The 25,913-nt window shown below is 75.0% G+C and carries 24 protein-coding genes; 11 read left to right on the plus strand and 13 right to left on the minus strand.

Annotated elements, in window-relative coordinates:
• Positions 1 to 22: 22 nt before the first annotated feature.
• Together ACLWS4_RS22450 and ACLWS4_RS22455 are read right to left on the minus strand one after the other, a co-directional pair.
• Positions 23 to 1,603, minus strand: coding sequence for an alpha/beta fold hydrolase (locus ACLWS4_RS22450; protein WP_416875033.1), 1,581 nt, complete (start codon positions 1,601 to 1,603; stop codon positions 23 to 25).
• A gap of 300 nt (positions 1,604 to 1,903) precedes the next feature.
• Positions 1,904 to 3,013 carry an FAD-dependent oxidoreductase gene (locus ACLWS4_RS22455; protein WP_416875034.1) on the minus strand — a complete coding sequence of 370 codons (1,110 nt, stop codon included), beginning with the start codon at positions 3,011 to 3,013 and terminating at the stop codon, positions 1,904 to 1,906.
• A 124-nt stretch (positions 3,014 to 3,137) separates the two neighbouring features.
• Between ACLWS4_RS22455 and ACLWS4_RS22460 the strand changes: the two genes are divergently transcribed.
• Together ACLWS4_RS22460 and ACLWS4_RS22465 are read left to right on the plus strand one after the other, a co-directional pair.
• Positions 3,138 to 3,731 carry a TetR/AcrR family transcriptional regulator gene (locus tag ACLWS4_RS22460; RefSeq protein WP_416875035.1) on the plus strand — a complete coding sequence of 198 codons (594 nt, stop codon included), beginning with the start codon at positions 3,138 to 3,140 and terminating at the stop codon, positions 3,729 to 3,731.
• Positions 3,732 to 3,887: 156 nt separating this feature from the next.
• Entirely contained in the window at positions 3,888 to 4,436 is a 549-nt protein-coding gene (locus ACLWS4_RS22465; RefSeq protein WP_143204589.1) for a hypothetical protein, read from the plus strand.
• A 355-nt stretch (positions 4,437 to 4,791) separates the two neighbouring features.
• Here the strand turns inward: ACLWS4_RS22465 and ACLWS4_RS22470 are convergent, their stop codons facing one another.
• Positions 4,792 to 5,289 carry a phosphoribosyltransferase gene (locus tag ACLWS4_RS22470; protein ID WP_049651192.1) on the minus strand — a complete coding sequence of 166 codons (498 nt, stop codon included), beginning with the start codon at positions 5,287 to 5,289 and terminating at the stop codon, positions 4,792 to 4,794.
• A gap of 139 nt (positions 5,290 to 5,428) precedes the next feature.
• Complete coding sequence (locus ACLWS4_RS22475; protein WP_416875036.1) at positions 5,429 to 6,424, minus strand: helix-turn-helix transcriptional regulator; 996 nt, start codon at positions 6,422 to 6,424, stop codon at positions 5,429 to 5,431.
• Positions 6,425 to 6,559: 135 nt separating this feature from the next.
• Between ACLWS4_RS22475 and ACLWS4_RS22480 the strand changes: the two genes are divergently transcribed.
• Positions 6,560 to 6,958, plus strand: coding sequence for a VOC family protein (locus tag ACLWS4_RS22480; protein WP_380775195.1), 399 nt, complete (start codon positions 6,560 to 6,562; stop codon positions 6,956 to 6,958).
• Positions 6,959 to 6,973: 15 nt separating this feature from the next.
• Here the strand turns inward: ACLWS4_RS22480 and ACLWS4_RS22485 are convergent, their stop codons facing one another.
• On the minus strand, positions 6,974 to 7,864 hold the full coding sequence (locus ACLWS4_RS22485; RefSeq protein WP_375874950.1) for a helix-turn-helix transcriptional regulator: 891 nt from the start codon (positions 7,862 to 7,864) through the stop codon (positions 6,974 to 6,976).
• Positions 7,865 to 8,026: 162 nt separating this feature from the next.
• Between ACLWS4_RS22485 and ACLWS4_RS22490 the strand changes: the two genes are divergently transcribed.
• The gene (locus ACLWS4_RS22490; RefSeq protein WP_416875037.1) at positions 8,027 to 8,806 is read left to right on the plus strand and encodes an NAD(P)H-dependent oxidoreductase; all 780 of its coding nucleotides are present in this window, start codon (positions 8,027 to 8,029) and stop codon (positions 8,804 to 8,806) included.
• Positions 8,807 to 9,025: 219 nt separating this feature from the next.
• On the opposite strand, the gene ACLWS4_RS22495 is transcribed toward ACLWS4_RS22490, so the two are convergent.
• Complete coding sequence (locus ACLWS4_RS22495; RefSeq protein ID WP_416875038.1) at positions 9,026 to 11,428, minus strand: ATP-binding protein; 2,403 nt, start codon at positions 11,426 to 11,428, stop codon at positions 9,026 to 9,028.
• 138 nt (positions 11,429 to 11,566) lie between these two features.
• Between ACLWS4_RS22495 and ACLWS4_RS22500 the strand changes: the two genes are divergently transcribed.
• Positions 11,567 to 12,481, plus strand: a complete 915-nt coding sequence (locus ACLWS4_RS22500) for a hypothetical protein (protein WP_416875039.1) — start codon at positions 11,567 to 11,569, stop codon at positions 12,479 to 12,481.
• Between the two features lie 26 nt (positions 12,482 to 12,507).
• Here the strand turns inward: ACLWS4_RS22500 and ACLWS4_RS22505 are convergent, their stop codons facing one another.
• The gene (locus tag ACLWS4_RS22505) at positions 12,508 to 13,425 is read right to left on the minus strand and encodes a LysR family transcriptional regulator ArgP (RefSeq protein WP_416875040.1); all 918 of its coding nucleotides are present in this window, start codon (positions 13,423 to 13,425) and stop codon (positions 12,508 to 12,510) included.
• A gap of 69 nt (positions 13,426 to 13,494) precedes the next feature.
• On the opposite strand from ACLWS4_RS22505, the gene ACLWS4_RS22510 reads away from it, so the two are divergent.
• Positions 13,495 to 14,118 carry a LysE/ArgO family amino acid transporter gene (locus tag ACLWS4_RS22510; RefSeq protein ID WP_049651185.1) on the plus strand — a complete coding sequence of 208 codons (624 nt, stop codon included), beginning with the start codon at positions 13,495 to 13,497 and terminating at the stop codon, positions 14,116 to 14,118.
• Positions 14,119 to 14,277: 159 nt separating this feature from the next.
• On the opposite strand, the gene ACLWS4_RS22515 is transcribed toward ACLWS4_RS22510, so the two are convergent.
• Positions 14,278 to 15,276 carry a hypothetical protein gene (locus tag ACLWS4_RS22515; RefSeq protein WP_416875041.1) on the minus strand — a complete coding sequence of 333 codons (999 nt, stop codon included), beginning with the start codon at positions 15,274 to 15,276 and terminating at the stop codon, positions 14,278 to 14,280.
• Positions 15,273 to 15,605, minus strand: a complete 333-nt coding sequence (locus ACLWS4_RS22520; protein WP_416875103.1) for a PadR family transcriptional regulator — start codon at positions 15,603 to 15,605, stop codon at positions 15,273 to 15,275. Before ACLWS4_RS22520 ends, ACLWS4_RS22515 begins: the two co-directional genes overlap by 4 nt.
• Positions 15,606 to 15,835: 230 nt before the next feature.
• Between ACLWS4_RS22520 and ACLWS4_RS22525 the strand changes: the two genes are divergently transcribed.
• From ACLWS4_RS22525 to ACLWS4_RS22535, 3 genes are read left to right on the plus strand one after another with little or no spacing between them, the layout of a single operon-like run.
• Positions 15,836 to 17,317, plus strand: a complete 1,482-nt coding sequence (locus ACLWS4_RS22525) for an amidase (RefSeq protein WP_416875042.1) — start codon at positions 15,836 to 15,838, stop codon at positions 17,315 to 17,317.
• Positions 17,314 to 18,555 (plus strand): MFS transporter, encoded by a 1,242-nt coding sequence (locus ACLWS4_RS22530; RefSeq protein ID WP_416875043.1) that lies wholly within the window; start codon positions 17,314 to 17,316, stop codon positions 18,553 to 18,555. Before ACLWS4_RS22525 ends, ACLWS4_RS22530 begins: the two co-directional genes overlap by 4 nt.
• A 10-nt stretch (positions 18,556 to 18,565) precedes the next feature.
• Positions 18,566 to 19,267 (plus strand): FadR/GntR family transcriptional regulator, encoded by a 702-nt coding sequence (locus ACLWS4_RS22535; protein WP_049657443.1) that lies wholly within the window; start codon positions 18,566 to 18,568, stop codon positions 19,265 to 19,267.
• A gap of 86 nt (positions 19,268 to 19,353) precedes the next feature.
• Here ACLWS4_RS22535 and ACLWS4_RS22540 read toward each other — a convergent pair whose 3' ends face one another.
• From ACLWS4_RS22540 to ACLWS4_RS22550, 3 genes are all read right to left on the minus strand, one after another.
• Positions 19,354 to 20,652, minus strand: coding sequence for a styrene monooxygenase/indole monooxygenase family protein (locus ACLWS4_RS22540; protein WP_416875044.1), 1,299 nt, complete (start codon positions 20,650 to 20,652; stop codon positions 19,354 to 19,356).
• Positions 20,653 to 20,806: 154 nt separating this feature from the next.
• Positions 20,807 to 21,559: a thioesterase II family protein gene (locus tag ACLWS4_RS22545; RefSeq protein WP_375874958.1), complete on the minus strand. Its 753-nt coding sequence runs from the start codon at positions 21,557 to 21,559 to the stop codon at positions 20,807 to 20,809.
• Positions 21,560 to 21,711: 152 nt separating this feature from the next.
• Positions 21,712 to 22,920 (minus strand): proteinase inhibitor I4 serpin, encoded by a 1,209-nt coding sequence (locus ACLWS4_RS22550; RefSeq protein WP_416875045.1) that lies wholly within the window; start codon positions 22,918 to 22,920, stop codon positions 21,712 to 21,714.
• Between the two features lie 287 nt (positions 22,921 to 23,207).
• Between ACLWS4_RS22550 and ACLWS4_RS22555 the strand changes: the two genes are divergently transcribed.
• Positions 23,208 to 23,414 (plus strand): hypothetical protein, encoded by a 207-nt coding sequence (locus ACLWS4_RS22555; protein WP_416875046.1) that lies wholly within the window; start codon positions 23,208 to 23,210, stop codon positions 23,412 to 23,414.
• A 19-nt stretch (positions 23,415 to 23,433) separates the two neighbouring features.
• Here the strand turns inward: ACLWS4_RS22555 and ACLWS4_RS22560 are convergent, their stop codons facing one another.
• Positions 23,434 to 24,054 (minus strand): AAA family ATPase, encoded by a 621-nt coding sequence (locus ACLWS4_RS22560; protein ID WP_416875047.1) that lies wholly within the window; start codon positions 24,052 to 24,054, stop codon positions 23,434 to 23,436.
• A 295-nt stretch (positions 24,055 to 24,349) separates the two neighbouring features.
• On the opposite strand from ACLWS4_RS22560, the gene ACLWS4_RS22565 reads away from it, so the two are divergent.
• Entirely contained in the window at positions 24,350 to 25,900 is a 1,551-nt protein-coding gene (locus tag ACLWS4_RS22565; protein WP_416875048.1) for an AMP-binding protein, read from the plus strand.
• Positions 25,901 to 25,913: the final 13 nt, after the last annotated feature.

Raw genomic sequence — 25,913 nt, forward strand, 5'->3', positions numbered from 1 at the left:
ACTCAAGGGCCCCTGAGTAGGCCTACGCGGTGCAGGTGCGGTCGCGGGCGGGGAGGTGTCCGGTGGCGAGGTAGGTGTTGACGGTGGTGTCGACGCAGGAGCTGCCGTGGACGCCGTAGTTGGCGTGCTGGTTGGCGCCCGCGAGGGTGAGCAGGCGGGAGCTGGGGAGGCGGTCGTGCAGGGCGGTGCTGCGGGTGTAGGGGACGCGGGGGTCGCCGGTGGAGGCGACGATCAGGGCCGGGGTGTCGTGGCGGACCCGGACGGGGGCTTCGCGGGGGCGGTCCCAGAAGGCGCAGGGGGTGATGTTCTCGGTCAGCGGGGCGAACAGCGGGTGGGCGGCGCGGGCGCGTTCGATGTCGTTCCAGTACGTCTCGGGGTCGTGCGGGGCGGGTGCGTCTCCGCACAGGATCGCGGTCTGGGCGCTGCCGGTGCTGGAGCCGGAGGGGGTGAACACGGAGCGCAGGAGGTCGGCGAAGGCGGGCGGCAGGGTGGAGGGGTGGCCCTGGGCGGCCCGGGCGAGCAGGGACATCTGCTCGGCCAGGGAGGCGCGCGCCGGGTCGGTGTCATCGGCCATCCCCGTGAAGAGCAGGGCGGGGACCTGGCTGTCGTCGAGGCGGAAGGTGTCGGGGGCGGTGCCCACGGTGAGCGGTTCGCGGGAGGAGGCGGCGATGACGCCGTCGAGGGTGGCGCGTACCTCCTCCCGGGTGCGGCCGAGGCCGTAGGTGGTGTCGCGGGCGGCGGTCCAGTCGGCCCAGTCGTCGTACGCCTTCTCGTTCTCGGCCTCGGTTCCCTTCATGAGGCGGGGGTTGTAGCGGTCGGGGTCCAGGGCGCTGTCGAGGACCACCCGGTCATAGCGGGTGGGGAACATCTGGGTGTAGGCCGTGCCCAGGTAGGTGCCGTAGGAGTAGCCCAGGTAGGAGATCCTCCGTTCGCCGAGCGCGCCGCGCACGACGTCGATGTCCCGGGCGGTGTTGCGTGTCGTGACGTGCGGCAGGACGTCGGCGTTGGTGGCCCGGCAGCGGTCCGCGACGTCTCTGGCCCGGGCGGTCTGGCGGTCGAAGCCGGCCCGGTCGGGGCCGGCCGACAGCAGGCCGGGCCCGGAGGGCAGACCGCAGTCCAGGGGGGTGCTACGGCCGGTGAAGCGCGGGTCCATGCCGATCACGTCGTAGCGGGTGCCGGTTTCCTTCATCACGGGGCGCACGGTGAGCCCGATGCCGAGGCCTGGGCCGCCCGGGCCTCCGGGGTTGACCAGGAGGGAACCGATCCGGTGGCGGGTGTCGGTGGCCTTCAGGCGGGACACGGCGACGGTGATGGTCCTGCCGCCGGGGTCGCCGTAGTCGAGGGGTACGGTCACGTCCGCGCAGCGCGCGCCGGCGGCGTCGAGGGCGCGGCCCGTCCGGTCCTCCCCGCCCCGAGCGCAGCCGTGCCAGTCCAGGCGCTGCTGGTAGTAGCGGCCGAGTCCGGCGGCAGGGGCCGCGTCGACGGCGGCGGCCGGCGTCGCGGCGAGGGCGGCGGGTGCGACGGCCAGGCAGGTGGTGAGGCCCGTGGCGAGGACGAGCCCCACGGCCGAGGCGCGCCGGACGGTGGTGCCGGTGATGGTCATGCTGCTCTCTCCCGGAGGGGTGACGGACGCGTCCGGCCCGGAGGAGGTCCGGGCCGTGCCGGTCGAGCCTCTCAACGCACCTGCTCCGAAGACATCGCCCTGTGACACGAAGTGGCGGTACGTCAGACGCACCAGGGCGGGCCTTCGGCATACGACCGGCGTACCATTCCGCCCGTGCCTTCCGCAGGGCGGACGCGGTACCGGAACGCGTCGAGGGGGCCGTCGGAGTCGATAGGTAGTAGTCCCGCCCCCTGGACGACTTCGGCGCCTTCGGCATCGTCGAGCGGTGGTGGAGTCGACTCAGCGGGCCGTCGCGGGAACGAGGTGGTCGAGGCCCTGGGCACTTCCCGTCGCCGCCTTGATCGAGCGGGGCAGCATGACGCGCTCGTAGGCGCGGACGGCGGCGCCGACGCTGGATTCGGTGACGAGGGCGTGGGCGAGGTCGGCGCCGTCGAGCATGGCGAGGTTGGCGCCCAGTCCGACCGGGGGCATCAGGTGTGCGGCATCGCCGAGCAGCGTCACTCCGGGCACGTGCGTCCAGGCGTGCGGGACGGGCAGCACGTGCAGGGGCCGGTTGACGAAGCCGTGGTCGCTGTCGCGCAGGATCCGCAGCAGGCTGTCGTCCCAGCCGTCGAACATCTCCGACAGGTGCTCCCGCACGGCCCGTTGGTCGCCGAGGTCGAGTCCGGCGGCCGTGTGCCAGTCCTGCGGCTCGCGCAGCGCGAGGTAGCCGCGGATGTGACCGTTGCTGTTGCGCTGGGCGACCAGGGTCCGGCCGACGCCCTTCGCCAGCAGCGATCCGTTGCCGACCAGTCGGGCGAGTTCGGGGTGGCGGGTGTCGCACTGGTCGAAGCCGGTCTCGACGAAGGTGACACCGGTGTAGTGGGGTACGGCGGGTGACAGCGCCGGGCGGACCCGTGACCAGGCGCCATCGGCACCGACCACCAGGTCGAACTCCTCGGACGTACCGTCGCCCAGCAGCAGCCGGCACGTGCCGCCCGCCAGCGGGGTGACCCCGGCGGCGGCACGGTCCCACCGCACCGTGTCCGGGGCGAGCGAGTCCAGCAGCAGGCCGCGCAGTTGGCCGCGGTCGATCTCCGGCCGGCCCCCGCCCGCGGTCGGCCCCCGCTGCGCGAGGAGGGCGCCGGTGGCATGGTCGAGCACCCGCCACTCGTCGCCCTCGGGGCGGGCGAGGGCATGGAACCGGTCGAGCAGGCCTGCCGACCGCAGGGCGGCCTGGCCGGTGTCGGCGTGCAGGTCGAGGGAGCCGCCCTGCGGGCGGGCGTCGGCGTCGGCCTCACGTTCGAACACCGTGACGGCGCGGCCGTGTTGCTGCAGGATCCGGGCACAGGTCAGGCCGCCGGGGCCGGCGCCGACGATCGCGATGCGGGGGGCACGGGCAGTGGGCATGGGTGCGTCCTTCCGGTGGTGGGCGGGTCGCCGGTCGGCCCGACACCACCAAGAAAGCACACTCGCTAAATAAGTGCAATGACTACACTTTCAGAGTGGATGCACTTCGGGCTATGGTGGTCGGGTGACCGAAGCGATTGGGCGCCGCGAGCGCAAGAAGGCCCAGACCCGCCAGTCCCTGGCCGACGCCGCACTCGAACTCTTCCTCGAACACGGCTACGACCAGGTCGGTGTCAAGGACGTCGCCGACGCCGCGGACGTCTCGGTGACCACCCTGTTCAAGCACTTCACCAGCAAGGAGGCGCTGGTCTTCGACCAGGACGACGACCTGGAGGCGGCCCTCGTCGCGGCCGTGCGCGAGCGGCCCCCGGGCCGCTCGGTCCCACAGGCGCTGCGCGAGCACCTGCTGCTGACCCAGACCCGGTTCGCCATTCACGCCGCCGACCCGCGGTTCGCCGACTTCACCCGCCTGGTGCAGGACACCCCCGCGCTGCGCGACTACTCCCAACGGATGTGGACCCGCCACGAAACGGCCCTGGCGCGGGCCATCGCGCAGGCCGTGGACGCGCCCGACGACGACGTCAGCTGCGTCGCCCTGGCCCGGTTCGCCCTGGCGGCCCGCAGCCTGATCCTGCAGCACCCCGAACCGCGCCGGGCCGCCGACGAGGCCTTCGCCCTGCTCGAACACGGCTGGGCGGCCTCCCATCCGAGCAGCTGACCCGATCCGCGAGAGCCCCGATGCGCGCGTAGGCGCCGCGTGCTCCCGGCCGCGGCCCCGGTGATCCGCGGATCGCACCGATTGTCGCGAAGCCTTGACACTGCGCCACGGGCTGAGAACCCTGGTGCTGTACTCCAGGGACGCGAGGGACACGGCATGCCATGGGTTGACGAGAGCAAACGCCACCGGGGTTTCCCGGCGGCGGTGTTGGCGGACGGCAGCGAGCCGGAGCCGCTGCCGGACGGGCGCACCACCTGGTGGCTCTACAACGGTGCGGACGGCCCCCGGGCCACCGCGGTGCGCGGTGGTTGCAGCTGCGGCTGGCGGGGCGAGCAGGTGCACCGGTTGGACTTCGGCGACGACTCGGCGACCGAGGCGGTGGGCAAGGACACCGGGCCGTTCGCGGACTGGGAGTCGCACGTCGACCTGGCCGAGGGTGTGGTGCCGCGCGAGGTCGAGGACCTGATCGCGGCGCTGGTCGACCGGATCTGCGACCTGACGGAGAGCAGGCCGTACGCCGCCGCCCGTGCGGCCGGCCGGTTCGAGCGCGCCGCTGCTTCGACCGCGCTGCTGGCCGGCCGCAGGGCCCACCACAACCTGATGACCTGGGAGTACATCGGCCGCGCCTTCGGCTGTGGGCCGGCGGAGGCGCAGGAGCGGTTCGGCGAGACGCCGCAGGACGGCGACCGGGACGACGAGGTGTAGGTCGTCGGTCGTCACGCATCGGGCGGGCGGTGCGAGCACCGGTGCCGGCTGCGAGCACCGGTATCAGCTGCGAGCATCGGTATCAGCGAGGACACCGCCAAGCGGGTGCCCGCGTCACCACGACGGGCACCCGCTCCTCAACCACCCCCGGTCCTGCCAGGACCGGGCTCCCGCCCCGATGCTGCCGCACCCCTGCCCGCGCGCGCCAGCTCCACCCCCCGAAGGGGTGACAGGTCCCAACCCTTCCGATTTTTTCTGCTCCGCAGGAGTCCGCCCTGGGGCGTCCCGGCCTGGGGCATCCCGGCCTGGGGGCGTCCCGGCGTGCGGCGCGGACCGCTTCCGGTCAGGCCTCCGGTCAGGCGTCGAGGACCTGGCCTTCGCGCTTGACGACCGGTCCTTCCGTCGACCACGGGAACTCGATCCAGTCGTCGGTCCGCTTCCACACGTACTCGCACTTCACCAGGGAGTGCGACTTCTCGTAGATGACGGCGGACCGGACCTCGGCGACGTGGTCGAGGCAGAAGTCGTGCACGAGCCGCAGGGTCTTGCCCGTGTCGGCGACGTCGTCGGTGATCAGGACCTTCTTGTCGGTGAAGTCGATCGCGGCGGGAACGGGCGCCAGCATGACGGGCATCTCGAGGGTGGTGCCCACGCCCGTGTAGAACTCGACGTTCACCAGGTGGATGTTCTTGCAGTCCAGCGCGTACGCCAGACCGCCCGCCACGAACACCCCGCCGCGGGCGATGCTCAGGACGAGGTCGGGCTCGTAGCCGTCGTCGGCGATCGTCTGCGCGAGTTCGCGCACCGCCCGCCCGAAGGTCTGGTAATCCAGGGTCTCACGCACATCAGTCACGACGATCAGTGTCCTTGGCCGTCGGCCGGGCCGCGAGTTCCGGCACGCTCTGGACCGGAAGTGTGGTGCTTCACACGTCGGCCGAACGCTCCGGTCCCCGGGCACGACGGCCGGCCTGCGGGGAGCCGGGCGGGTGCCGTCAGGTCCGGCGGGCGTGGGAGGCCAGGCGGTCGGCGAGGGCGGTAACGAGGGTGCGCAGTTCCTCCGGGCGCTCGATGACGAACGGCCGGTCGATCGCGGCGAGGACCGGCGGCAACCAGTCGAGGCGCTCCGCCCGCAGCTCGACGCGCAGCCAGCGCTCGGCGGTCGGGTCCCCGTCCGGTGTCGGTGCCGGGTCGTGGTCCTCCAGTGTCGCGACGCCGGCGGGCAGGTGGGCGCGGATCTGCTCGGCCGTGCCGTGGATGCGCAGCGTCACCTCGTGCCGGTAGTCGGCCGTGGCGAAGCCCGACAGCAGGCGGTCGGCCGGGTCGGGGCCGGCGGGCGCCTCGAACGTGCCGGGCAAGGCCCTCGCGTCCGCGACGCGGTCGAGCCGGAAGGTCCGGTCCTCGCCGATCTTGGGGTCCGCGCCCGTAACGTACCAGCGGTTCGCGTGGGCGACGATCCCGTACGGGTGCAGCGTGCGTTCGCTGGGCCGGCCGTCGCGGTCGGTGTACCTGAGGGAGACCGGCCGGCGGTGGCGCACCGCGTCGGCGAGGGTGAGCAGGATCCCGGCGTCCGGGGCGGCGTCCCCGCCTGAGCCGTCCGTGAAGGAGAGGGCGTCCAGGAGCGCGTCGAGCCGGGCCGCCACGTGCCGGGGCAGCACCCGGCGGATCTTGGCGGCCGCGGTCTCGCCCGCCGTGCGCTCGGCCGTCGCCAGTCCCGTCCGGCGTCCGGCGAGCAGTCCGAGCAGCACGGCGAGCGCCTCGTCCTCGCCGAGCATGAGCGGGGGAAGGCGGTAGCCCGGGGAGATCCGGTAGCCGCCGTACCGGCCGCGCACCGACTCCACGGGCACGTCGAGGTCGATCAGGTGGTCCACGTAGCGCCGCACGGTGCGCCCGTCGACGCCGAGGCGGTCGGCCAGTTCGGCCAGCGTCCGGGTACCGCCCGACTGCAGCAGTTCCAGGAGGGTCAGCACACGGCCGGTGGGTCGGGACATGTCCACAGCCTAGGCGGATAGTGGACAGGTTCTGTCCACTATCCCTCCTAGTCTGCGGAGCGCACGGCCGCTCAGCGGCACCAGCACTCAACCGCGCGACCGCGGGCGGCTCCGACCCCGTCCCAGGAGGACACCATGGACTTCGTTTCGATCCGCATCATCACCGGCGACGTCGCACGCCTGGTCGAGTTCTACGAACGCGCCACGCAGGTACGGGCGGAGTGGGCCACCGAGGACTTCGCCGAGCTCCGGACCGCGGGCGCCACCCTCGCGATCGCGGGCACCCGCACCGTCCCGCTGTTCGCCCCGGGCTCCGCCCGCCCGGCCGCCAACCAGAGCGTCATCACCGAGTTCCTCGTCGACGACGTGGACCGCGTCCACCGCGACCTGACCGGATTCGTCACGGACTTCGTCACCGAGCCCACCACGATGCCCTGGGGCAACCGCTCCCTGCTGCTCCGCGACCCCGACGGCAACCTCGTCAACTTCTTCACGCCCGTCACCCCGGCGGCCATCGCGAAGTTCACCCGCTGACGGGGCACCCCACCGCTACGCCTTCCCCGCCCGCCGAAGCAGGTCTTCGTCACCCGCGGCGCCCGCAGCACCGACGGCCGCCGCGCCGCGGGGCTCGCCGGTGTCCGTGCCCAGCCCCGCGAGCAGGCGCAGTCCGTCCTCGGCGGGGCTGCCGGGGGCCGCGGACAGCACCAGCAGCTCGATGCCCGGCTCGTCCGGCAGTGCGAAGTTCTCCTGGTGCAGTTCCAGCGGTCCGACCAGGGGGTGCCGGTACGCCTTGCGTCCGTGGGTGCGGGCGCGGACGTCCGCGCGGGCCCAGAGGCGACGGAAGCGCTCGCTGCCCATCGCCAACTCGCCGATGAGCGAGGCCAGTCGGGGGTCGTCGGGGTACTGGCCGGCGGCCAGCCGCAGGTGCCCGACCACGTCGAGGGTGCAGTTCTCCCAGTCGGCGTAGAGGCCGCGGTCGGCCTCCTCCAGGAAGATGTGCCGGGCGGTGTTCAGGCCCGGCATCGGGCGGCCGAGGAGGAGGCCGGCGAGGCGGTTCCCGGCGAGGACGTCCAGGCGGTGGTTCATGATCAGCGCGGGTGCGCCGGCCACCAGGTCGAGGACGCGCAGCAGTTCCGGCCGGACCCGGCTGCCCGGCGCCGTCGCACGGCGGCGGCGCTGCCGCGCGAGGCGGTAGAGGTGCCCGCGTTCGGTCTCGTCGAGGTCGAGGACTCGGGCGAGCGCGTCGAGGACCTGCTCGGAGGGCTGGGTCGCGCGGCCCTGCTCCAGGCGTACGTAGTAGTCGACGCTGACGCCGGACAGGTGCGCCACCTCCTCGCGGCGCAGCCCCGCGACCCGGCGGCGGCTGTCGGTGGGGATGCCGACGGTGGCCGGATCGACCCGGGAACGCCTGGTCCGTAGGAAGCCCGCGAGATCGTCCATGCCCCTCAGTATGGCCGCGGCGGGCGCCCGTTCGGCCGGCTCGGGTGCCCGTGAGGGTGGCCCTGCCGATACCAGGAAGTCCGGTCCGACGGAAACGGCGCCCCTGAACGCCGGGCGCCGCGGTGTCCAGGATCGGAGGCATCCGATCCGAAGGAGTCCCCCGTGAAGACGCTGATCGTCCACGCCCACCCGGAGCCGAAGTCGCTCAACAGCTCGCTGAAGGACCTCGCGGTGTCCACCCTGGAGACCGCCGGGCACGAGGTACGGATGAGCGACCTGTACGCGATGAACTGGAAGGCGGTCGTGGACGCCGCGGACTACGGCCCCGAGGCCTCGAGTCCTCTGAAGGTCGCCCTGGACTCGGGCCGGGCCTTCGAGGCCGGCACGCTCTCCCCGGACGTCCGCGCCGAGCAGGAGAAGCTGCTGTGGGCCGACACGATCGTCTTCCAGTTCCCGCTGTGGTGGTACACGATGCCCGCGATCCTCAAGGGGTGGGTGGACCGGGTGTTCACCTACCGCTTCGCGTACGGCGTCGGCGAGCACAGCGCCACCAGGTACGGCGAGCGCTTCGGCGAGGGCACCCTCGCGGGCCGGCGGGCGCTGCTGTCGGTGACCGTCGGCGGCCCGGAGTCGCACTACGCCGCTCGCGGGATCAGCGGCCCCATCGACGACCTGCTGTTCCCGTTCCAGCACGGCGTCCTCTACTACCCGGGCATCGAGGTGCTGCCGCCGTTCGTGCTGTACGGCAGCGACCGGATGACCGACGAGGACTACCCGGCCGTCGCCCGGGCCTGGGAGCAGCGCCTGCTCACCCTGGAGTCGACCGAGCCGATCGCGTTCCGGCGGCAGAACTTCGGCGACTACGAGATTCCCTCGCTGCACCTGAAGGAGGGGCTGGAGCCCGCGGGCCGCACAGGGTTCGGGCTGCACGTGCGCGGCTGAGGGCGGTCGACTCGGTCCCCCGACTCGGTCTGTCAGCTCGGTCTACCGACTCAGTTGGTCGGCTCGGTCCACCGACTCGGACCGTCGGCTCGGTCTGCTACTTCAGTCCGCCGGCTGGGTCGGACAACCCAGTCCGGCGGCTGGGTCGAGCAACCCAGTCCATCGGCTGGGTCGAACGACAAAGTCCGTCGGCTGGGTTGAACAACCCAGTTCTCCGACTCAGTCCGCCGGCGACCGCTCCGCGGGCCCCCGGCGCCGCGGGCCCCGGGCGGGACCGCCTCGCTGCTCGTACGTCCACACCGCCAGCTGCGTGCGCGAGGCGAGCCCCAGTTTGCCCAGGATGCGTTCGACGTGGTTCTCGGCGGTCCGCTGCGCGATGGTGAGGCGCGCCGCGATGTCCTTGTTGGTGAGGCCCTCGGCGACCAGTTCCGCGACCTGGCTCTCGCGCTTCGTCAGTCCCGGGACCCCGGCCGGGTCGTCGAGGACGTGGGCCATCGCCTCGTCCACGGTGGCGCGCGCTCCACGGCGGAACTCCCGGTCGAAGGCGGCCGCGCCCAGCGCCTCCCGTACCGCGGCGTCCAGGCGCAGGTGCTGGGTGCGCATGAACGGCGCCGCGCCGAGCCGCCCGCCCAGTGACTCCCACAACAGGTGCAGCACGCCCAGGAGCCGGGCAGTGCGCCGCGGGTCGTTCCGGGTGCTCCAGGCGATGACCTCCACGCACATGGCCACGTCCCACCAGTCCTGGAACGGGCGCAGCCGGGCGATGGCCGCCCTGGCGTGCGTGGTCGCGTCGGCGGGCGCGTCCGCGCGCAGGGCCAGCAGGGCGCGGGCGAGCAGGGCCATGCCGTGCAGCCATGACTCGCCGTGCGTGCGGGCGGCCGCCTCGACCTCGCCGCACGCCTCCTCGGCCACGGCGGCCTCGCCCCCGCAGGCGTGCGCGATGGCGAACTTGACCCGGCACTCGAGGGCCGCGTCGAGGCAGCCCAGCGCGCGGAACTCGGTGCGCGCCCGCGCGAACAGTTCGGCGGCGCTCGCGTAGTCCTCGCGCCAGACGGCGAGGATCCCGTGGTGGTGCCACACCCACGCCGACTCCCGCCGGTGGCCGCCCTGTTCGGCCGCCGCCTCGCACGCGGCGAGCGCCTGCCGTACGTCGGCGTCCGGGTCGCCCTGCAGGATGCGCAGGTACGTGTCGGTGACCCGGGCGTGGACGCGGACGGCGGCATCCGGGCCCGCTGTGCCGTCACCGTCGCCGTCACCGCCGTCCTGCGCGTGGTCGGCGGCGAGCAGCTGCGACAGCCAGTGGCGCCCCTCGGACAGCAGGCCCGCGGTCATCCAGTAGTGCCGGGGCGACACGGCCAGGGCCAGACCGGCTCGGGCCTGCCCGGGCCGCTCCAGGCAGAAGCCCAGAGCGGCGCGCAGGTTCGGGTGATCCAAGCGAAGGCGCGTGAACCAGTCGACCTGCCGGGGCCCGAACCACTCCCGCCCTGCTCGTGCGGTCAGTTCGGCGTACCGGTCCCGGTGACGGCCGCGCAGGGCGTCGAGCGAGCCGGACGCGGCCAGCCGCTGGTGCCCGTACTCCCGTACCGTCTCCAGCATGTGGTAGCGCGAACGTCCCTGCACGTGGCGGCAGTTGACGATCGACCGGGCCACCAGGCCGTCGAGGGCGTCGAACAGGGCGGCGGGCGGCAGTTCGGCGTCCGCGCAGACCCGTTCGAGGCTCTCCAGGTCGAAGCCGCCGCGGAACACCGAGGCTCGCGCCCAGAGCAACCGCTCGCGCCCCGTGCACAGTTCGTGGCTCCAGTCGATCAACGCGCGCAGGGTGCGCTGCCGGTCGGCGGCGACGCTGCTCCCGCCGGTGAGCAGCGCGAACCGGTCCGTGAGCCGCTCCAGGATCTCCTGCGGCGTCAGGCTCCGGATGCGGGCGGCGGCCAGTTCGATCGCGAAGGGCAGCCCGTCCAGGCGGCGGACGAGCTCGGCGACGGCGGCGGCATCCGGCCTGGTCAGGGTGAAGCCGGGCAGCACGGCGGCGGCCCGGTCGACGAACAGCGCGACGGCCGGATTGCCGTTCAGGTCGCGCAGGCCGTGACCCGCCCGCGTGTCCGGCACCGGCAACGGCTCCACGGGGAAGACCTGTTCGCCCGCGATGCCGAGCGGCTGCCGGCTCGTCGCCAGGACGCGCAGTCCGGGCGCGGCCCGCAGCAACGCGTCGGTGAGGCGGGCGCACGCGTCGACCAGGTGCTCGCAGTTGTCCAGGACCAGCAGGGCGCGCCGCTCGCGCAGCCGGGCGGCGAGGACGGCCGCCGCGTCGGCGCCGGGGTGCCCCGGATTCGCCACGTCGAGGGTGCCGAGGACGCTCGACGCGAGCAGCTCCGGGTCCCGGAGGTCGGCGAGTTCGGCGACGTACACGCCGTCGGGGAAGGCGGAGCGCGCCGCGTCCGCCGCCACGCGCAGCGCCAGCCGGGTCTTGCCCACGCCTCCGGTGCCGCTGAGCGTCACCAGACGCGCGCCGGACAGCAGCCGGGCGATCCGGGCCGTGTCCGCCCGCCGCCCGATCAGCGGCGTCAGTTCGGCGTCGAAGCCGCCGAGGCCGGCGAACGTCCCCGCGGCTGCCCCCGTTCCCATGGGTGGTCATCCTACGGACGCGCGCTGACGGTACCGGCACGGAAAGCGTGCGGGAATTGAGTAGTTCTCCCGTTGTCCCCCGCACGCACCCGCCCGAGACTCGACGACGCGGTATCGGACGGCTATGCGAGGTGTGTGGTGACGGCAGGCACGGCGGCGGGGTCGGAGCGGAGCGGGCGGCTGCTGGGGCAGCGGGTGTGGACCTACCAGGGGGCCTACGTACGCAGGCCGACGACCGCGCTGGTCGTGCTCCTCATCCTGTTCGGCGTGCTGTGCTCCCTCGTCGGCAAGTACTACGACGAGGACTCCTCGTTCCGCCTCGCGTTCTGGGCCCTGCCCGTGGCGGCCCTGGGGTGCCTCGCCCTGTGCGTGCGGCACGCCCGGATCCGGATCCGGGAGTACGAGCACGGCTTCGAGCTGCGCCGGCCGGGGCGCCGCACGCTGCGGTACGCGTGGCAGGAGATCGCCTCCGTCGAGTCGACCCGGGTGTCCGTCCACTTCAACTCGGCGCACTCGCACGACGTGCTCAAGACCGTGATCCGCCCTCACTCGGGCGGCCGGATCCGCCTCCGGGGCCTGGACTACATCAGGGTCCAGGAGGAGTGCGGCTTCTGGCGGATGATCACGAAGGCGCACCCCACCACCGGCGCGCGCTTCGTCTCGGACGCGACGCAGTCCGTCGCCGTGGCCCGTGCGCAACGCCTCCTGGACGAGCTCGGCGCGGGCGGGTCGTTCCGCTGGGGCGCCCTGACCTTCACCACCGAGGGGATGACGCTCTCCCCCTTCCCTGCCCCGATCGCCTGGTCCCGGATCGCCCTCGTCTCCGCGCGCCCGGCGGACGGTGTCCGGCTCGACGTCCGGGGACTGGCCTCGCACGTCGGCAGCCGGGCCCTGTCGGGGCGCGCGACGAAGGCAGGCTACCGCACCGAAGGGGACCGGCTGGAGGTGTTCGTGCCCGTCCGCCGCCCCGGATCGGACTACGTGGCGCTGAGCGTCCTGCTCGCCCACGGAGCCGCCCTGCAGAGCGGGCAGGACGAAGGACACGAGGGATAGCGAAGGCGGGCCGAGCCCCGGGCGGTCTACGGCCGGCGGCGGGTGGGCCCGGGCCGCAGGGCCTCGGCGGCGGCCGCCGCGACGGCCTCGGCGACCGTGGACAGGGCGGGCGAGTCCAGCTTCCACTGCTGCCAGTACAGGGGGACGTCCATCGGCCGGGCGGGTGCCAGCTCCACCAGCCGCCCGGAGCGCAGCAGCGGCTCGGCCTGCGGCTCGGGCACCAGGCCCCAGCCGAGACCGGCGGCCACCGCGTCCCGGAACCCGTCCGAGGCGGGCACCAGGTGGCGGATCCGCCCGGCGCCCGACCGCCCCCGGGTGAGGGACCGGACGAACTCGTCCTGGAGCTCGTCGCGCCGGTCGAAGGCCACGGTGGGGGCCCGGCCCAGATCCTCGGCCAGGTCCCTGGTGAGATGACGGGCCGCGAACTCCGGTGTGGCCACGGCCAGGTAGCGGGCCAGCCCGAGCCGCCGCACGGTGCAGCCGGCCACCGGGTCGGGCGAGGAGGTGACGGCGGCCATCACCTGGCCCTCGCGCAGCAGGGCGGTGGTGTGGGCCTCGTCCTCCCGGTGGAGCTCGAAGCAGATCGGCGGGTCCTGCGGCACCCGGGTGAGCGCGGGCAGGAACCAGGTCGCGAGGGAGTCGGCGTTGACCGCGATCGGGACCCGGGCCGGGCCCTGCTCGGCCGCCAGGCCCAGTTCGGCGCGGGCGTCGCGTTCCAGCCGGGCGAGCTGGCGGGCGAACCGGACCACCACCTCGCCGGACTCGGTGGGGCGCACCGGCTTGGTGCGCATCAGCAGGACCCGCCCGGTGCGCTGTTCCAGGGCCTTGACGCGCTGGCTGACGGCGGAGGGGGTCACGTGCAGGGCGGCGGCCGCGGCGTCGAAGGTGCCCTCGTCAACCACCGCGAGCAGGGTCCGGACCTGGTCCAGGGGAAGCTCGTCCATAAGTACGGCTAAGGTTACTTTAGAATCTTTAGCTGTACTCATCTATACGCGGTCCATACGGTCGGACCCATGACCAGCAGCACCATCGCCGCCGCACTCGCCGGATTCGGTACCGGACTCTCCCTCATCGTGGCCATCGGGGCCCAGAACGCGTTCGTCCTGCGCCAGGGCGCCCGCAGGCACGCCGTCCTCGCGGTCGTCGCCATCTGCGCCGTCTCGGACGCGGCGCTGATCGCGCTCGGCGTGACGGGGGTGGGCACGGTGGTCACGGCCTGGCCCGCGGCGCTGACCGCGGTGGGCCTGGTCGGCGGGGCGTTCCTGCTCTGCTACGGCTTCCTGGCGGCCCGACGGGTGCTGCGCCCGGATCCGGCGGCCGCGCTCACCGGCGGCGGACCGGAGACCGGGTCCGTCCGGCGAGCGGTCCTCACCTGCCTGGCGATGACCTGGCTGAACCCGCACGTGTACCTCGACACCGTGCTCCTGCTGGGCTCGCTGGCCTCCGACCGCGGCGACCTGCGCTGGGCCTTCGGCGCGGGCGCGGCGCTGGCCAGCCTGTGCTGGTTCGCCGCCCTGGGCTTCGGCGCCCGGCTGCTGAGCGGCGTCCTGTCCCGGCCGAGGGCCTGGCGGGTGCTGGACGGACTGGTCGCGGCGACCATGCTGGCGATGGGCGGGATGCTCCTCGCCGGGGCGTAGGGCGCCCTGACCTACCGGCCCCGGCTGCCACCCGCGTGGGTGGCCGGCCATGGTGGCATCCGACCCGACCAGGCCGGATGCCACCATTCGTCCGACGCCGCGCGGACCCGCGGGCGTACGCGCGGGTTCACGACGCGGGGCCGGGGCCGTGCCCGGGGGTCAGGGCTGCTGCGGGTCGGTCCGCGGGTCGGTCCGCGGGCCGAACCGGCCCGTCAGTCGGACCGCCGCGAGGGCGACCGCGTACCCGATGGTGAACAGCACCACCAGGAACAGGACAGCGGTCGCGTTCATGACGTAGTAGCCCGTCAGCGTGGGGGCGACCACGGGCGGCACCCCCAGGACGACGGCCGTCAGGGCCGCCGAGCGGACCGTACGGGTGGTGCAGGCGACGGCCGCGCCGACGACCACCGGGGCGACGAGGGGGAATCCGGTCCGGAAGAACACTCCCTCCCCCGGGCCGGAGACCAGGACGAGGGCGACGTCCGAGGCCGTGGTGGTGAACACGACCGCCCACGGTACGGCGGAGCGCGGTCGCGTGGTGCGGTCCGGCGGGGCGGCCAGCAGCACCAGGGCATTGAGGGCGAACAGCACCGTGTCCGGGCCGACCAGACCGTAGGTCAGCGGGCCCCGCGCGTGCGCACCGGGCAGTTCGGGGCCGGCGAGCAGGACGAGCAGCGGGGCCACGACGGTGGCCGCCGCCAGGGCGCGGGCCGCCGTCCAACGGCCGGTCAGCGCCGCGACGGCCATCAGCACCGCCGGGACGAGCAGCGCCATCGTGGCGCCGAGCGACCCGACGCGCATCCCGCCGTCCGGGTCGGTGGCGGCCCGGACCGCCCAATAGAGGTGCACGGCCGCGTAGCCGCCGGCCAGTGCGGCGGCGAGCGGGGCCGCGGTGGCCAGGGCCCGGCCCGCCGGCCGGTGGGAGACCAGGCCGAGCCGGACCCGGACCCCGTGCCCCGCCACATCGGCCACCTCACGCAGAGCGGCGAGCGGACTCGCGGTTCGGACGCGGCGCTCGGCGTGATCGGCGACCTCCGCCAGCGCGTGGGTGCCGTAGGAGGCCGGGTAGAGGGCGAGGGCGCGGCGCAGCAGGTGGGTCGCCAGGCGACCCTCCCTGCTCTGATCCTGGTGATTCTGGTGGTCCTGGTGCGCGGTCATGCCGGGCCTCCCGCGAGCCTGTTCCGGGTGATGGCGAGGCGGCGGTCGGCCTCGCGGAGGGTGGCCCGCAGCCGCCGGCTCTCGTCGGTGAGGGCCTGGGTGCCGGTCGGGGTGAGGGCGAAGACGCGGCGGGGTCGCCCGTCGACCGTCTCCTCCCGTTCGACCCGGATGAGGCCTTCGGCGAGCAGTCGGTCGAGCGTGCCGTACAGGCTTCCGGCGCCGAGCCGGACCCGGCCGTCGGAGATCGCGGCGACCTCGTCGCCGAGCGCGTAGCCGTGCCGGGGCTGGTCGGCGAGGGCGGTGAGCAGCAGGAAGGTGGGCTCCTGCATGGAGCGTTTCTTCGTCACGCCGATCACCATAGTACGGTCACCGTAGTGTCTGGAAGAGCGGGTGCGATCGAAGGCGAGGAAGGGGCGCGCACCGCCCATCCGCCAGGACCAACGCGCACCCGGGTAGCCGGTAAGGCTTGCCTTGCCATCGAGTCGGGCCCGCCTCTATGGTGAAGTCCTCAGAGGACCTGAAGACCTGGGGACCTGAGGACTACTTGGGGAGAGTGATCATGTCAGACCTCCATGCCCTGACGCTGGCCGAACAGGCGGCGGCGATCCGCGGGCGCACCGTCTCGCCGACCGAACTCGTCGACCACCACCTGCGCCGGATCGAGGAACTCGACGGCGTGCTCGGCGCCTACCGCACGGTCGACGCGCCCGGCGCCCGTCGGGCCGCCCGTGCGGCCGAGGCCAGGCTGGCCGCCGCCGGGGACGGCCCCGGGACCGGGGACGGCGCCGGGCTGCCGCCACTGCTCGGCGTGCCGCTGTCGGTGAAGGACACCTGGCCGGTCGGCGGGCTCCCGTTCACCGCGGGCTCCGCCGCCTTCGACGACCGCACCGCTCCGCAGGACGCCGCCGTGGTCGGCGCCCTCCGGGCCGCGGGCGGCGTACTGCTGGGCACCACCACGGCCGCCGAGTTCGGCTGCTCCGCCTACACGGAGACGGTCCACGCCACCGCGCGCAGCCCGTACGACCCCGGCCGCGGCGCCGGGGGTTCCAGCGGCGGGGCGGCCGCCTCGGTCTCCGCCGGCCTGGCCGCCGGGGCCCTGGGCAGCGACGGCGGCGGCTCGGTCCGGATCCCGGCCGCCGCCTGCGGCGTGGTCGGCCTCAAGCCCAGCCGGGGCCGGGTGACGACCGCCCCCGGCACGGACGCCTTCGGGCTGGCCACCGCCGGCCCGCTGGCCCGGACGGTACTGGACGCGGCCCTCCTGCTGGACGTCATGGCCGGCAGCGTCCCGGGCGACGGCAGCACTCTGCCCGCCTCCCCCGCCGGCCACTTCAGGGCCTGCGCCGAACGCGAGCCCGGCCCGCTGCGGATCGGCGTCCTGCCCCGGACGGACGGGTGGCACCCGGAGGCCGCGCTGGCCTCCCGCCGCACCGCCGACCTGCTCGCCGACCTCGGCCACCGGGTGGAGGAGGCCCCGCCGTTCGACCCCGCCGAGTACGTGCCGGACTTCACCGTGCTGTGGAGCGTGCTGGCCGCCGCCGTGCCCGTCCGGCCGGAGCGGGAGGACCGGCTGCTGCCGCTGACCCGCTGGCTGCGCGCCCGGGGCAACGAGCACAGCGCGGTCCGGCTGGCCTCGGCGATGGCCTCGCTGACCGCCACCGCCCGGACGATCTGCCACCGGTACGACCGATTCGACGCGGTGCTGAGCCCCACGACGGACCAACCGCCGCTGCCGGTCGGGTCGTTGGCCGACCCGGACGACCCGGAGCGGACCTACGCCCGGATGCTCGCCGTCACCCCGCGCACACCGGTGGCGAACCTCACCGGCCGACCGTCGATCAGCCTGCCGCTGCACTGGACCCCGGACGGACTGCCGATCGGCGTGATGCTGACCGCCCGGCTCCACCAAGAGGGCCTCCTGCTCTCCCTCGGCGCCCAGCTGGAACGGGCCCGGCCCTGGCACCACCACGCCGCCCGGCAGGCGGCCGTACTGGAGCGGGCGACCGGGCAGAACACGGCGCGGCCCGAGCGGGGGACGCGGTGAAGCGCGGACAGCTGGCCTTCCTGACCGGCACCCACATCGTCAACGACCTCTACCAGGGCGCCGTCCCGGCCCTGCTGCCCTTCCTGATGTCCCAGCGGCACTACAGCTACACCGCCGTCTCCGGCATCGCCCTGGCCGCGAGCGGCCTGTCCAGCGTGGTCCAGCCGCTGTTCGGCCTGCTGGTCGACCGCCGCCCCCGCGGCTGGCTCATCCCGGCCGGCTTCCTCACCGCCGCGGCCGGGATCACCGGCGCCGCCCTCGCCGACAGCTACCCGCTGACCTGGCTCTTCGCCGCGCTGGCCGGCATCGGCATCGCCGCCTACCACCCGGCCGCCACCAACCAGGCCCGGGTCGCGGGGGGACAGTCCCAGCGGGCGATGAGCCTGTTCTCCGTCGGGGGCACCCTCGGCGCCTCGCTGGCACCGGCCCTGGTCACCCTCGTGGTCGGCGCGTACGGCCTGGGCGGCAGCTGGCTGCTGGCCGTCCCGGCGCTGGTGACGGCCCTGCTGTGGGCCGCGCAGGGCCGCTGGCTGCGGTACCGCGGCCACACCCCGGCGACCCCGTCGGCCGCCCGGGGTGCGGCGACGAGCGCCCACCGCGACGACTGGCGGGCGTTCGGACGCCTCGCCGCGACCACCGTCGCCTGGTCGATCCCCTACGTGACCGTCACCTCGATGCTCGCCCTCCACATCCAGCGCGACCTCCACGGCTCGACGGGAACCGGCGCCGCGGCGCTGACCCTGCTCACCCTCGCCGGGGCGGCCGGCACCCTGCTCGGCGGCTGGCTCGGCGACCGGCACGGACGGATGACCCCGATCCGCACCGGCTACCTGCTGGCCGTCCCCGCCCTGGCCGCCGTGGCCTTCGCACCCTCCGTCGCGGTCGCCATGGCCGGCGCGGTGGCGTTCGGACTGGCCATGTTCCTGCCCTTCGCCCCGCAGGTGACACTCGCCCAGGACTACCTGCCCACCCGGCCCGGCACCGCCAGCGGGCTGACCCTCGGACTCGCCATGTCCGTGGGCGGCCTCGCCGCACCGGCGCTCGGCGGCCTGGCCGACGCCCACGGCCTGCGGACCGTCCTCGCCCTGGTCCTCGGCGTGCTGGCGCTCGGACTCGGCTCCGCGCTGCGGCTGCGCGACCGCGTACTGCCGGAGGCGGGGCCGGAGCAGGGGCCGGACCCGGCCCCGGAACGGGTGAACGAGCAGGCCGCCACGGGTGCGGCACCCGGAGGACGATAGGGTCGTCCTCATGACTGTTCGCCCGGTACGCCATCGCTCACTGGTGGAGGAAGCCACGGCCGAGCTGCGCCGACTGATCGGCACGGGCGAGTGGCCGGTCGGCAGCAAACTGCCCGGTGAGGTGGAGCTGAGCCGACTCCTCGGAGTCGGCCGGACCACCTCGCGCGAGGCCGTCCGGGTGCTGATCGCCGACGGCCAGCTGCGCGCCCGTCAGGGCTCGGGCACGTACGTGGCCGCCGCCGCCCCGGTCTCGGAGTTCGACCGGGAGCTGCGGCGCTCGGAGGTCTTCGACGTGTACGAGGTCCGGGCGGCGCTGGAGGTGGAGGCGGGCCGGCTGGCCGCGCAGCGGCGCACCGAGGCGGACGTCGCCGCGCTCCGGGCGGCGCTGGCCGCCCGCGACGCGGCCGCCGACCCGGCCGAGCTCGTCGAGACCGACCTGGAACTGCACCGCCAGGTCGTCCGGGCGGCGCACAACCCGGTGCTCATCCGCCTCTTCGACTCCTTCGTCGACGCGCTGCGCGAAGCGGCCGGCCACGTGGTGGCCGACAACCGGCTCCACGACGGCGTCGAAGCGGAGGGCATCACCCACGCGCACCGCACCCTGGTCGAGGCGATCGCCGCGGGTGACCCGGACGCCGCCGTCGCGGCGACCCAGGCCAACCTGGACCACACCCTCGACAGACTGCGCGCCACGGGCACCGGGCCGCGCTGAGCCGGCCGCACCCGCGCCCGCCCGCCTCGGGCCCGGAAGTCCCGTGTCCGGTCGTGCTGTCGTACGGCCCCCGGGTCCGGCGGTTCCTACCGACAGGAGCCGCCGGACCCGTCCTCGTCGCCGGGCCGAACCTGGCTCCCCCCTGAGGAGTTGCCCACCGAGGCCAGGTAGGCGGCGGTCAGCTCGGGGGTGGCCAGCCAGGCGGCGTAGTCGCGCGCTTCGGCGTAGGTGTTGGCGAGCCGGCGGCCGACCTCCGGGTGTTCGGCGGCGGCCGCGAACACCCCCTGGAGGTGGTCCGGCACGGTCAGCATCGCAGCGGTGAACTCGACGCTGTGGCGGGCCTGTTGCTGCCAGAACCGCTCGGCGGTGCGGCACATCCAGTCGGCCGTGTACGGGGCGTCGCCGTGCTCCACGACGGCCCGGCGGTAGGCCTCGGCGGCCCGGGCGGCGTTGTTGGCGCCCTGCCCGGCGATCGGGTCGGTCACCACCACGGCGTCGCCGAGGCCCAGCACGTGGACGGCGTCCACGCCCGAGCCGAGCTCCGCCACCGCGCGCCGGACCACCGGGGTGACCGCGCCGAACAGCCCGGCCCCGGCGTCGGTCGGCTCGGCCTCCGTCCAGAGCTCCGCCTCCCAGGGCAGGTACTCGGCCAACAGCTCGCGGATCCGCGCCAGTTGGACATCCGGCGGCGGGGCGTCGCCGAACGCGTCCAGTGGTCCGCCGGGCAGCGCCTCCCAGAGCAGGATGTCGCAGGAGCCGGAGAGGGTGAGCGCCGGCTGCAGGTACAGCTCGCCGAGGCCGGGCAGGGCGTTCATCCGGGCCCTCGGCCCGGCGGCCGGGTCCGGCGAGCCGACGCCGTGCGCGTACAGGCAGGACAGGGCCCGCTGCGGCCCGTCGAACGGCGAGCGGCCGGCGTCGCGTTCGAAGATCCCGGACAGGGCGCCGCGGCCGGCCGCGACCACGGTCAGCTCGTGCCGACGGGCCAGCTCGTGCAGCCCGCCGCGGTCCAGCGTGCGGTACTCGACCACGCCGCCGCGCTCGGCCAGCAGTTCCAGCCAGCCGGCCAGCTTGAGCCGCTGGTCCACCGACTGGGCGGGCTCGTCCAGCGTCATGGTGTACTCCAGCGCCCGCACGCCGGGGGGCGCCGCCAGCACCGCCTCCACCGAGGAGACGGCCGGCGCCTGCTCCGCCCAGAGGTCCAGCCCGGCCGCCGCCTCGATCCGCAGGGCGGGGCCGAACATCGCCTGGGTGGACAGCACCCGGCCGCCGCGCAGCTGCTCCGGGGTGCGCTCGGCGACCAGCGTCACCCGGTACCCGTCCGCCACCAGCCCGAGCGCGAGTTGGAGGCCGGCCTGGCCCGCTCCGACGACGGCGATCCGGCGCACGCTGCCTCCTGGTGGTCTGTTGACGGTCCGTCAAGCAGGCACAGTAGTCGAGCGGGCGCGCTCCGGTCACCGGTGGCGGGCGCATCCGTTCGAAGGAGGCGGCGGCGTGCGGACCGCGCCGCCGCCCCGGCCACCCGGGGTGCCCCGGGCCGGCTCAGCCGCGCAGGTGCGCGGTGAGCACCTCCACCACGTCCTGGGTCCGGTCGGCCAGGTAGAAGTGCCCACCCTGGAAGACCCGCAGGTCGAAGGGGCCGGTGGTGTGCCGCTCCCACTGGCCGACCTGGTCGACGGTGGCGTGCGCGTCGGACTCCCCCGCCAGGGCGGTGATCGGCAGCGACACGGTCGCGTCCGGGGTGCTGCAGTAGGTCTCGACGGCCATGTAGTCGGCCCGCAGGCTCGGCAGGACCAGCTCGCGCAGGCCGGGCACGGCGAAGATCCGGTCGTCCGTGCCGCCGAGCGCGGAGATCTCGGCGAGCAGTTCGTCGTCCGGCAGCTGGTGGACCCTGGTCGTCCGGGGCAGCGAGGGCGCGCGGCCGGCCGAGACGACCAGCCGGTCCGGTCCCCGTACGCCGTCGCGCTCGAAGCAGCGGACCGTCTCGAAGGCGACGGCCGCGCCCATGCTGTGCCCGAAGAAGGTGAGCGGCCGGTCCGCCCACTCCCGCAGCTCCCGGGCGAGCTGCTCGGCGAGGCCGGTCACCGAGCCGATCGTCGGCTCGCCGATGCGGTTCTGCCGGCCCGGGTACTGGACGGCGAGCACATCGGCGTGCGGCGCCAGCGCGTTGGCGTACTCCAGGTAGTAGCTGGCCGAGCCGCCGGCGTGCGGGAAGATCACGATCCGGGCGGGCGCGGAGTCGGACGGGTTGAATCTGCGGAACCACGGATTCTCGACGACGGCGCTGCTGGACATGCGGGGTGCGACCTCTCTCCGTGACGGACTCTGCAGGCCCCAGTCTGGCAGTGCCGGGCCCCGCCGCGGGGGCGAAGTGACGATCATGACCCTCCGGCAGGCCGGTTCTCGCCGGTGCCCCTCCGGCCGCCCGGGCCTGCCTGCCAGGAGGTTCAGGCCCGGACACCGGTCGCGGGGTCCGGGTCGGTGACCCAGCCCGCGGCCAGGAGCAGACCGGAGGTGCGGTGGACGGCGACGAAGCCGAACGGCCGTCCGAAGCCGGCCCGGACGATCCGCCGCAGGTACGACGGGCGCGGGCGCGCGGCGCCGCTCCCGGCGACTCCGAGGGCGGTCACCGAGGCGGCCCGGAAGCCGTCCGGGCCGAAGGTCGCGGTGGCGCGCTGCCGGGCGCCGTCGATGAACAGCGGTTCCGCTCCGCCGAGCCCGGGCAGGCGGTGCTCAGTCTCCGAGCGGGTCCCCAGTGTGGCCAGGCCGAAGAGGTCGGGGCGGGCGAGCAGATCGTGGTCGGCCCCGACGGTGAACCGCGGGACGTCCACGGCCAACAGGTCCTCCGGCTCGTACCGCCGGATTAGGTCGATCGTCAGGCCGGGGCCAGGGGCGCCGACGGGCAGGCGGTCGGCGGTGGTCCGGCGGTGGCGCCCGCTCAACGCCTCGATGCCGGTGGCCAGCACCCGGCCGGGCGACGCGCCGGGCTCGCCGAGCAGCAGATGGACACTGATGTCCCCGTACCCGTGCACCCGCACTTCGGTGACGAGCCCGGTCGGTGACTCCAGCACGGCGGCCCGGTCCAGCAGGCAGGTGTACCGCGACAGGTACCGGACGGGCCTGCCCCAGGCGTCCGCCGGACCCTCCGGCGGACCGTCGATCTCGTCGAACGGCCGGATCCAGTCGGTCCGGACGGTGAGCGCCGCGGCCAGCACCAGGCGGGTCTCCCGGTCCAACCGCACCGGCATGGCGTCGATCAGACCGCCGGTGGCCCGGGCGGCCCAGGCGTCCAGCCGCGCCTGGTCCTGCCGGACGTCACCGGAGAGCCGCCCGTGTACACCCGCTGGCAGCCCGGCCGGCCACTCCGGGCGCAGCCGCAGCCGCTCACCCGTCCAGAGCCCGAGGGCCGAGCCGACCGCCGGGATGCCCTCCAGCAGACCGAGGAGTTCCCGGGCCCGCTCGGCGGCAGCCTCCGGCGGCAGACCCAGGGCCTGCGTCAACTCGCCCTGGACGGCGGGGCTTCCGGCCGGCGCCAGCAGGCCGAGCAGCGGCCAGACACCGGCCGGCATCAGGACCGTCCCACCCTCCGGGTCGACCTGCCCGACCCAGCGCGCGCCCAGCGTGTTGACCACCCTCACGGCCTCGGCCTGGCTCATCCGCCCCCCTGCGCTCGATCGTCCGGCACGCCGCCGAGGGTAGGCCCGGGCCCGGGTGGGAGGCGACCGGTTTAACGCCACTCCCGGCCGCCAACGCCCGCCCGGCGAAGGCGGGTTCCGCCGCCCCGACTCCTTTTCCACTGCCGACCCGATCCGATCCGTGTCAGCATGGCCGCATGAGCGAACCCGACGACTGGATCACCATCGCGGCGTACGAGAATCTGCCCGGCCGCCCGACCCCGCCGGCCGCCCTCCGCGCTTGACTGCGCGACCGGGGCATCGACTGGATGCCCATCGCCGCGGAAGCGGTACGCAGTGACCTGCTCTGCGGGGTCGGACCGGACGGCCGTTGGCACGGCTGGTTCGAGGTCCGGGTCCACGCCGACGCCCTGCGGACGCTCGGGCTGCACCCCGAGCAGGCGTCCGCGGTCGTCAACGGACCTTCCCCGCCCGGCTGGTGGCACGCCGAGGCCGAGCGCCGGGCCCGTCGGTGACGGCGGCCGCCGGCCCGGATCAGCCCGCCGCGCCGAAGCGGACCGTCTCGGCGCGGGAGCGGGAGGCCGCGTCCAGCAGCAGGACGGACGAGGCCTCCGGGGTCGGCATCGGGCCGCCGGCGCGCACGTGCCGGGTGAAGGCGGCCAACAGCCGCTCCAGGCCGCGGCGGTGGCGGGCGAAGACCCGGCCGGAGGCGTGCCGGCCGCGGGCCCGCTGGCCGTCCAGCGCGGTGGCGGCGCCGACGTCCAGCAGCACCAGGTGCAGTTCGCGGCCCCGGCGGGCCGCCTCCCGGGCGAGCCAGCGCCGCATCCAGGCGCGGCTGCCGCAGTCGTGCACCAGCAGCGGGCCGCCACCGCGCACCGAGGAGCGCAGCAGCCGGAAGTGCTCCAGCCGGGCCCACGGCCGGTACACCGCGTACGGCAGGGCGGCGGGCATCACGGCCTCGCAGGCCTCGTGCACCGTCCGCGGGTCCACGGCCCGGACCGCCGCCCCGGACCAGCGCCGCAGCAGCGTGCTCTTCCCGGCCCCCGGCAGCCCGGACACCACCACGACGGCGTCGGCCGGGTAGGCGGTGACGAACCCCGCCCCGGCCTCGCCCCGCAGATCGACCACGCCGCGCGGCGCCACGACCGCATCCACCCCGCCGCCCACCAGTCCGAGCCCCCGTTCACGTCCGACCGGGAACCCTAACAACAACGCCCGGCCGGCCGCTCGGCGGATCCGGCCGGACCGGGCCTCGGCGTCGGGCGTGCGCGCCTCGCGGAGAGGAAGCGGGGGCGCCCTCCGGCCGGGGGCCGAGGGGACCCCGCAGGCCCGCACCGGTCCGTCGGCGCCCACCCGCACCCGTCGGGACTCCTGGGCCCCCGGCGACCGCAGTGCACCCGTGGGCCCGCCGTCCACTAGGCTGACGAGCCGTCAGACAGGAGGACGGGCCATGGCGGAGGCGGCTCCGACGTACACCGCGCTGGTGCTGGACGGGCTCGCCCGCGATCCCGCCCGGGTGGCGCTCCGGTACGGGGACGAGGAGTGGACCGGGCAGCGCTGCCTGGACCTGGTGCACCGCGCCGCCCGCGCGCTGGAGCGGGCCGGGCTCGGGCGCGGGGACGGGGTGACGGTGCTGGCCGGAAACCGGCCGGAGGCGCTGCTGGTGCGGCTGGCCGCGAATCTGCTGGGCTGCCGGGTGGCGATGCCGTTCCCGGACGGGCCGGTCGCCGAGCAGGTGGCGCTGGCGGAGTTCGCCGGGACGTCCGCGCTGGTCTTCGACCCGGTCCGGTGCGCGGCGGCGGCCGACGGGGTCGCGCGGGCCGTGCCGTCGGCCGTCCTCCTCTCGCTGGGCCCGTCGCCGCTCGGGCTCGGCACGGACCTGCTGGACCTCGCCGCGGCCCGCTCCCCCGCCCCGCTGGCGCCCCGTTACCGGCCCGAGGACGTGATGGCGGTGCGGTTCACCGGCGGCACGACCGGGCGCCCGAAGGGGGTGCTGCGCCGCTTCGCCCGTCCGCCGCGCCCGCCGCTGCTGGCCGGCTCGGTCTTCCTGCTGTGCACCCCGCTCTGCCACGGCGGCGGCACCACGGCGGACCTGGCGCTGGCGGCGGGGGGCACGGTGGTGATGCAGGACGGGTTCGACGCCGGGGCCGTGCTGGCGGCGGTCGAGCGGCACCGGGTGTCCCGGATGTACCTGCCGCCGCACCTGCTGTACCGGCTGCTGGACCACCCGCTGCTGCCGACGACCGACACCGGCAGCCTGCGCCGGGTCGGCTACACCGGCTGCGCGCCCTCGCCGCGGCGGCTCGCCGAGGCGACCCGGCGGCTGGGCCGGGTGCTGCACCAGACCTACAGCCTGACGGAGTGCGGGCCGGTCGCCCGGCTGGGCCCGGACGAGCACCTGGCACCGCGGCTGCTGACCACCGCGGGCCGCCCGTACCCGGACACCGGGCTGCGCGTCCTGGACGAGGACGGCGCCGAGCTGCCGCCGGACCGGACCGGGGAGATCTGCGTCCGGACGCCGACCGCGATGGCCGGCTACTGGCGCGATCCGGAGCTGACCGGGCAGGTGCTCCGGGACGGCTGGCTGCACACCGGCGACCTGGGCAGCCTGGACGCGGCCGGCTATCTGACGGTGGCCGGGCGGCGGGACCCGATGGCGGTCGTCGAGGGGCACAATGTGTTCCCCCGCGAGATCGAGGAGCCGCTGCGCACCCACCCGGAGGTCCGCGAGGCGGTGATGTTCACGACCACCGACCCGGACCGCCTGGAGCGGGTGCACGCCGCCGTCGCCCTCGTCCCCGGCTCGCGGCTGACGGCCGAGCAGCTGCACCGCTGGGCCCGGGCGCACGGCCTCGGCCGGTGCGCCCCGGACTCACTCCTGCTGCTGCCCGCGATCCCGCTGAACGGTCTCGGGAAGCCGGACCTCGCCGCCATGCGGGCCCAGGTGGACGCCGGGAGCGGACGGGCGGCCGCCACCGCGGGGGCGCGCGACGGGGTGTGACGCGCCCGACGAG

This window comes from Kitasatospora sp. SC0581 (assembly GCF_048159585.1).
Lineage (GTDB): Bacteria > Actinomycetota > Actinomycetes > Streptomycetales > Streptomycetaceae > Kitasatospora.

What these genes read in the sequence shown, in the direction of transcription:
- ACLWS4_RS22450 (WP_416875033.1), bottom strand. Translation starts at nt 1,603, where the DNA reads ATGACCATCACCGGCACCACCGTCCGGCGCGCCTCGGCCGTGGGGCTC.
- ACLWS4_RS22455 (WP_416875034.1), bottom strand. Translation starts at nt 3,013, where the DNA reads ATGCCCACTGCCCGTGCCCCCCGCATCGCGATCGTCGGCGCCGGCCCC.
- ACLWS4_RS22465 (WP_143204589.1), top strand. Translation starts at nt 3,888, where the DNA reads ATGCCATGGGTTGACGAGAGCAAACGCCACCGGGGTTTCCCGGCGGCG.
- ACLWS4_RS22475 (WP_416875036.1), bottom strand. Translation starts at nt 6,424, where the DNA reads ATGTCCCGACCCACCGGCCGTGTGCTGACCCTCCTGGAACTGCTGCAG.
- ACLWS4_RS22480 (WP_380775195.1), top strand. Translation starts at nt 6,560, where the DNA reads ATGGACTTCGTTTCGATCCGCATCATCACCGGCGACGTCGCACGCCTG.
- ACLWS4_RS22485 (WP_375874950.1), bottom strand. Translation starts at nt 7,864, where the DNA reads ATGGACGATCTCGCGGGCTTCCTACGGACCAGGCGTTCCCGGGTCGAT.
- ACLWS4_RS22495 (WP_416875038.1), bottom strand. Translation starts at nt 11,428, where the DNA reads ATGGGAACGGGGGCAGCCGCGGGGACGTTCGCCGGCCTCGGCGGCTTC.
- ACLWS4_RS22505 (WP_416875040.1), bottom strand. Translation starts at nt 13,425, where the DNA reads ATGGACGAGCTTCCCCTGGACCAGGTCCGGACCCTGCTCGCGGTGGTT.
- ACLWS4_RS22510 (WP_049651185.1), top strand. Translation starts at nt 13,495, where the DNA reads ATGACCAGCAGCACCATCGCCGCCGCACTCGCCGGATTCGGTACCGGA.
- ACLWS4_RS22515 (WP_416875041.1), bottom strand. Translation starts at nt 15,276, where the DNA reads ATGACCGCGCACCAGGACCACCAGAATCACCAGGATCAGAGCAGGGAG.
- ACLWS4_RS22520 (WP_416875103.1), bottom strand. Translation starts at nt 15,605, where the DNA reads ATGCAGGAGCCCACCTTCCTGCTGCTCACCGCCCTCGCCGACCAGCCC.
- ACLWS4_RS22525 (WP_416875042.1), top strand. Translation starts at nt 15,836, where the DNA reads ATGTCAGACCTCCATGCCCTGACGCTGGCCGAACAGGCGGCGGCGATC.
- ACLWS4_RS22535 (WP_049657443.1), top strand. Translation starts at nt 18,566, where the DNA reads ATGACTGTTCGCCCGGTACGCCATCGCTCACTGGTGGAGGAAGCCACG.
- ACLWS4_RS22545 (WP_375874958.1), bottom strand. Translation starts at nt 21,559, where the DNA reads ATGTCCAGCAGCGCCGTCGTCGAGAATCCGTGGTTCCGCAGATTCAAC.
- ACLWS4_RS22550 (WP_416875045.1), bottom strand. Translation starts at nt 22,920, where the DNA reads ATGAGCCAGGCCGAGGCCGTGAGGGTGGTCAACACGCTGGGCGCGCGC.
- ACLWS4_RS22555 (WP_416875046.1), top strand. Translation starts at nt 23,208, where the DNA reads ATGCCCATCGCCGCGGAAGCGGTACGCAGTGACCTGCTCTGCGGGGTC.
- ACLWS4_RS22565 (WP_416875048.1), top strand. Translation starts at nt 24,350, where the DNA reads ATGGCGGAGGCGGCTCCGACGTACACCGCGCTGGTGCTGGACGGGCTC.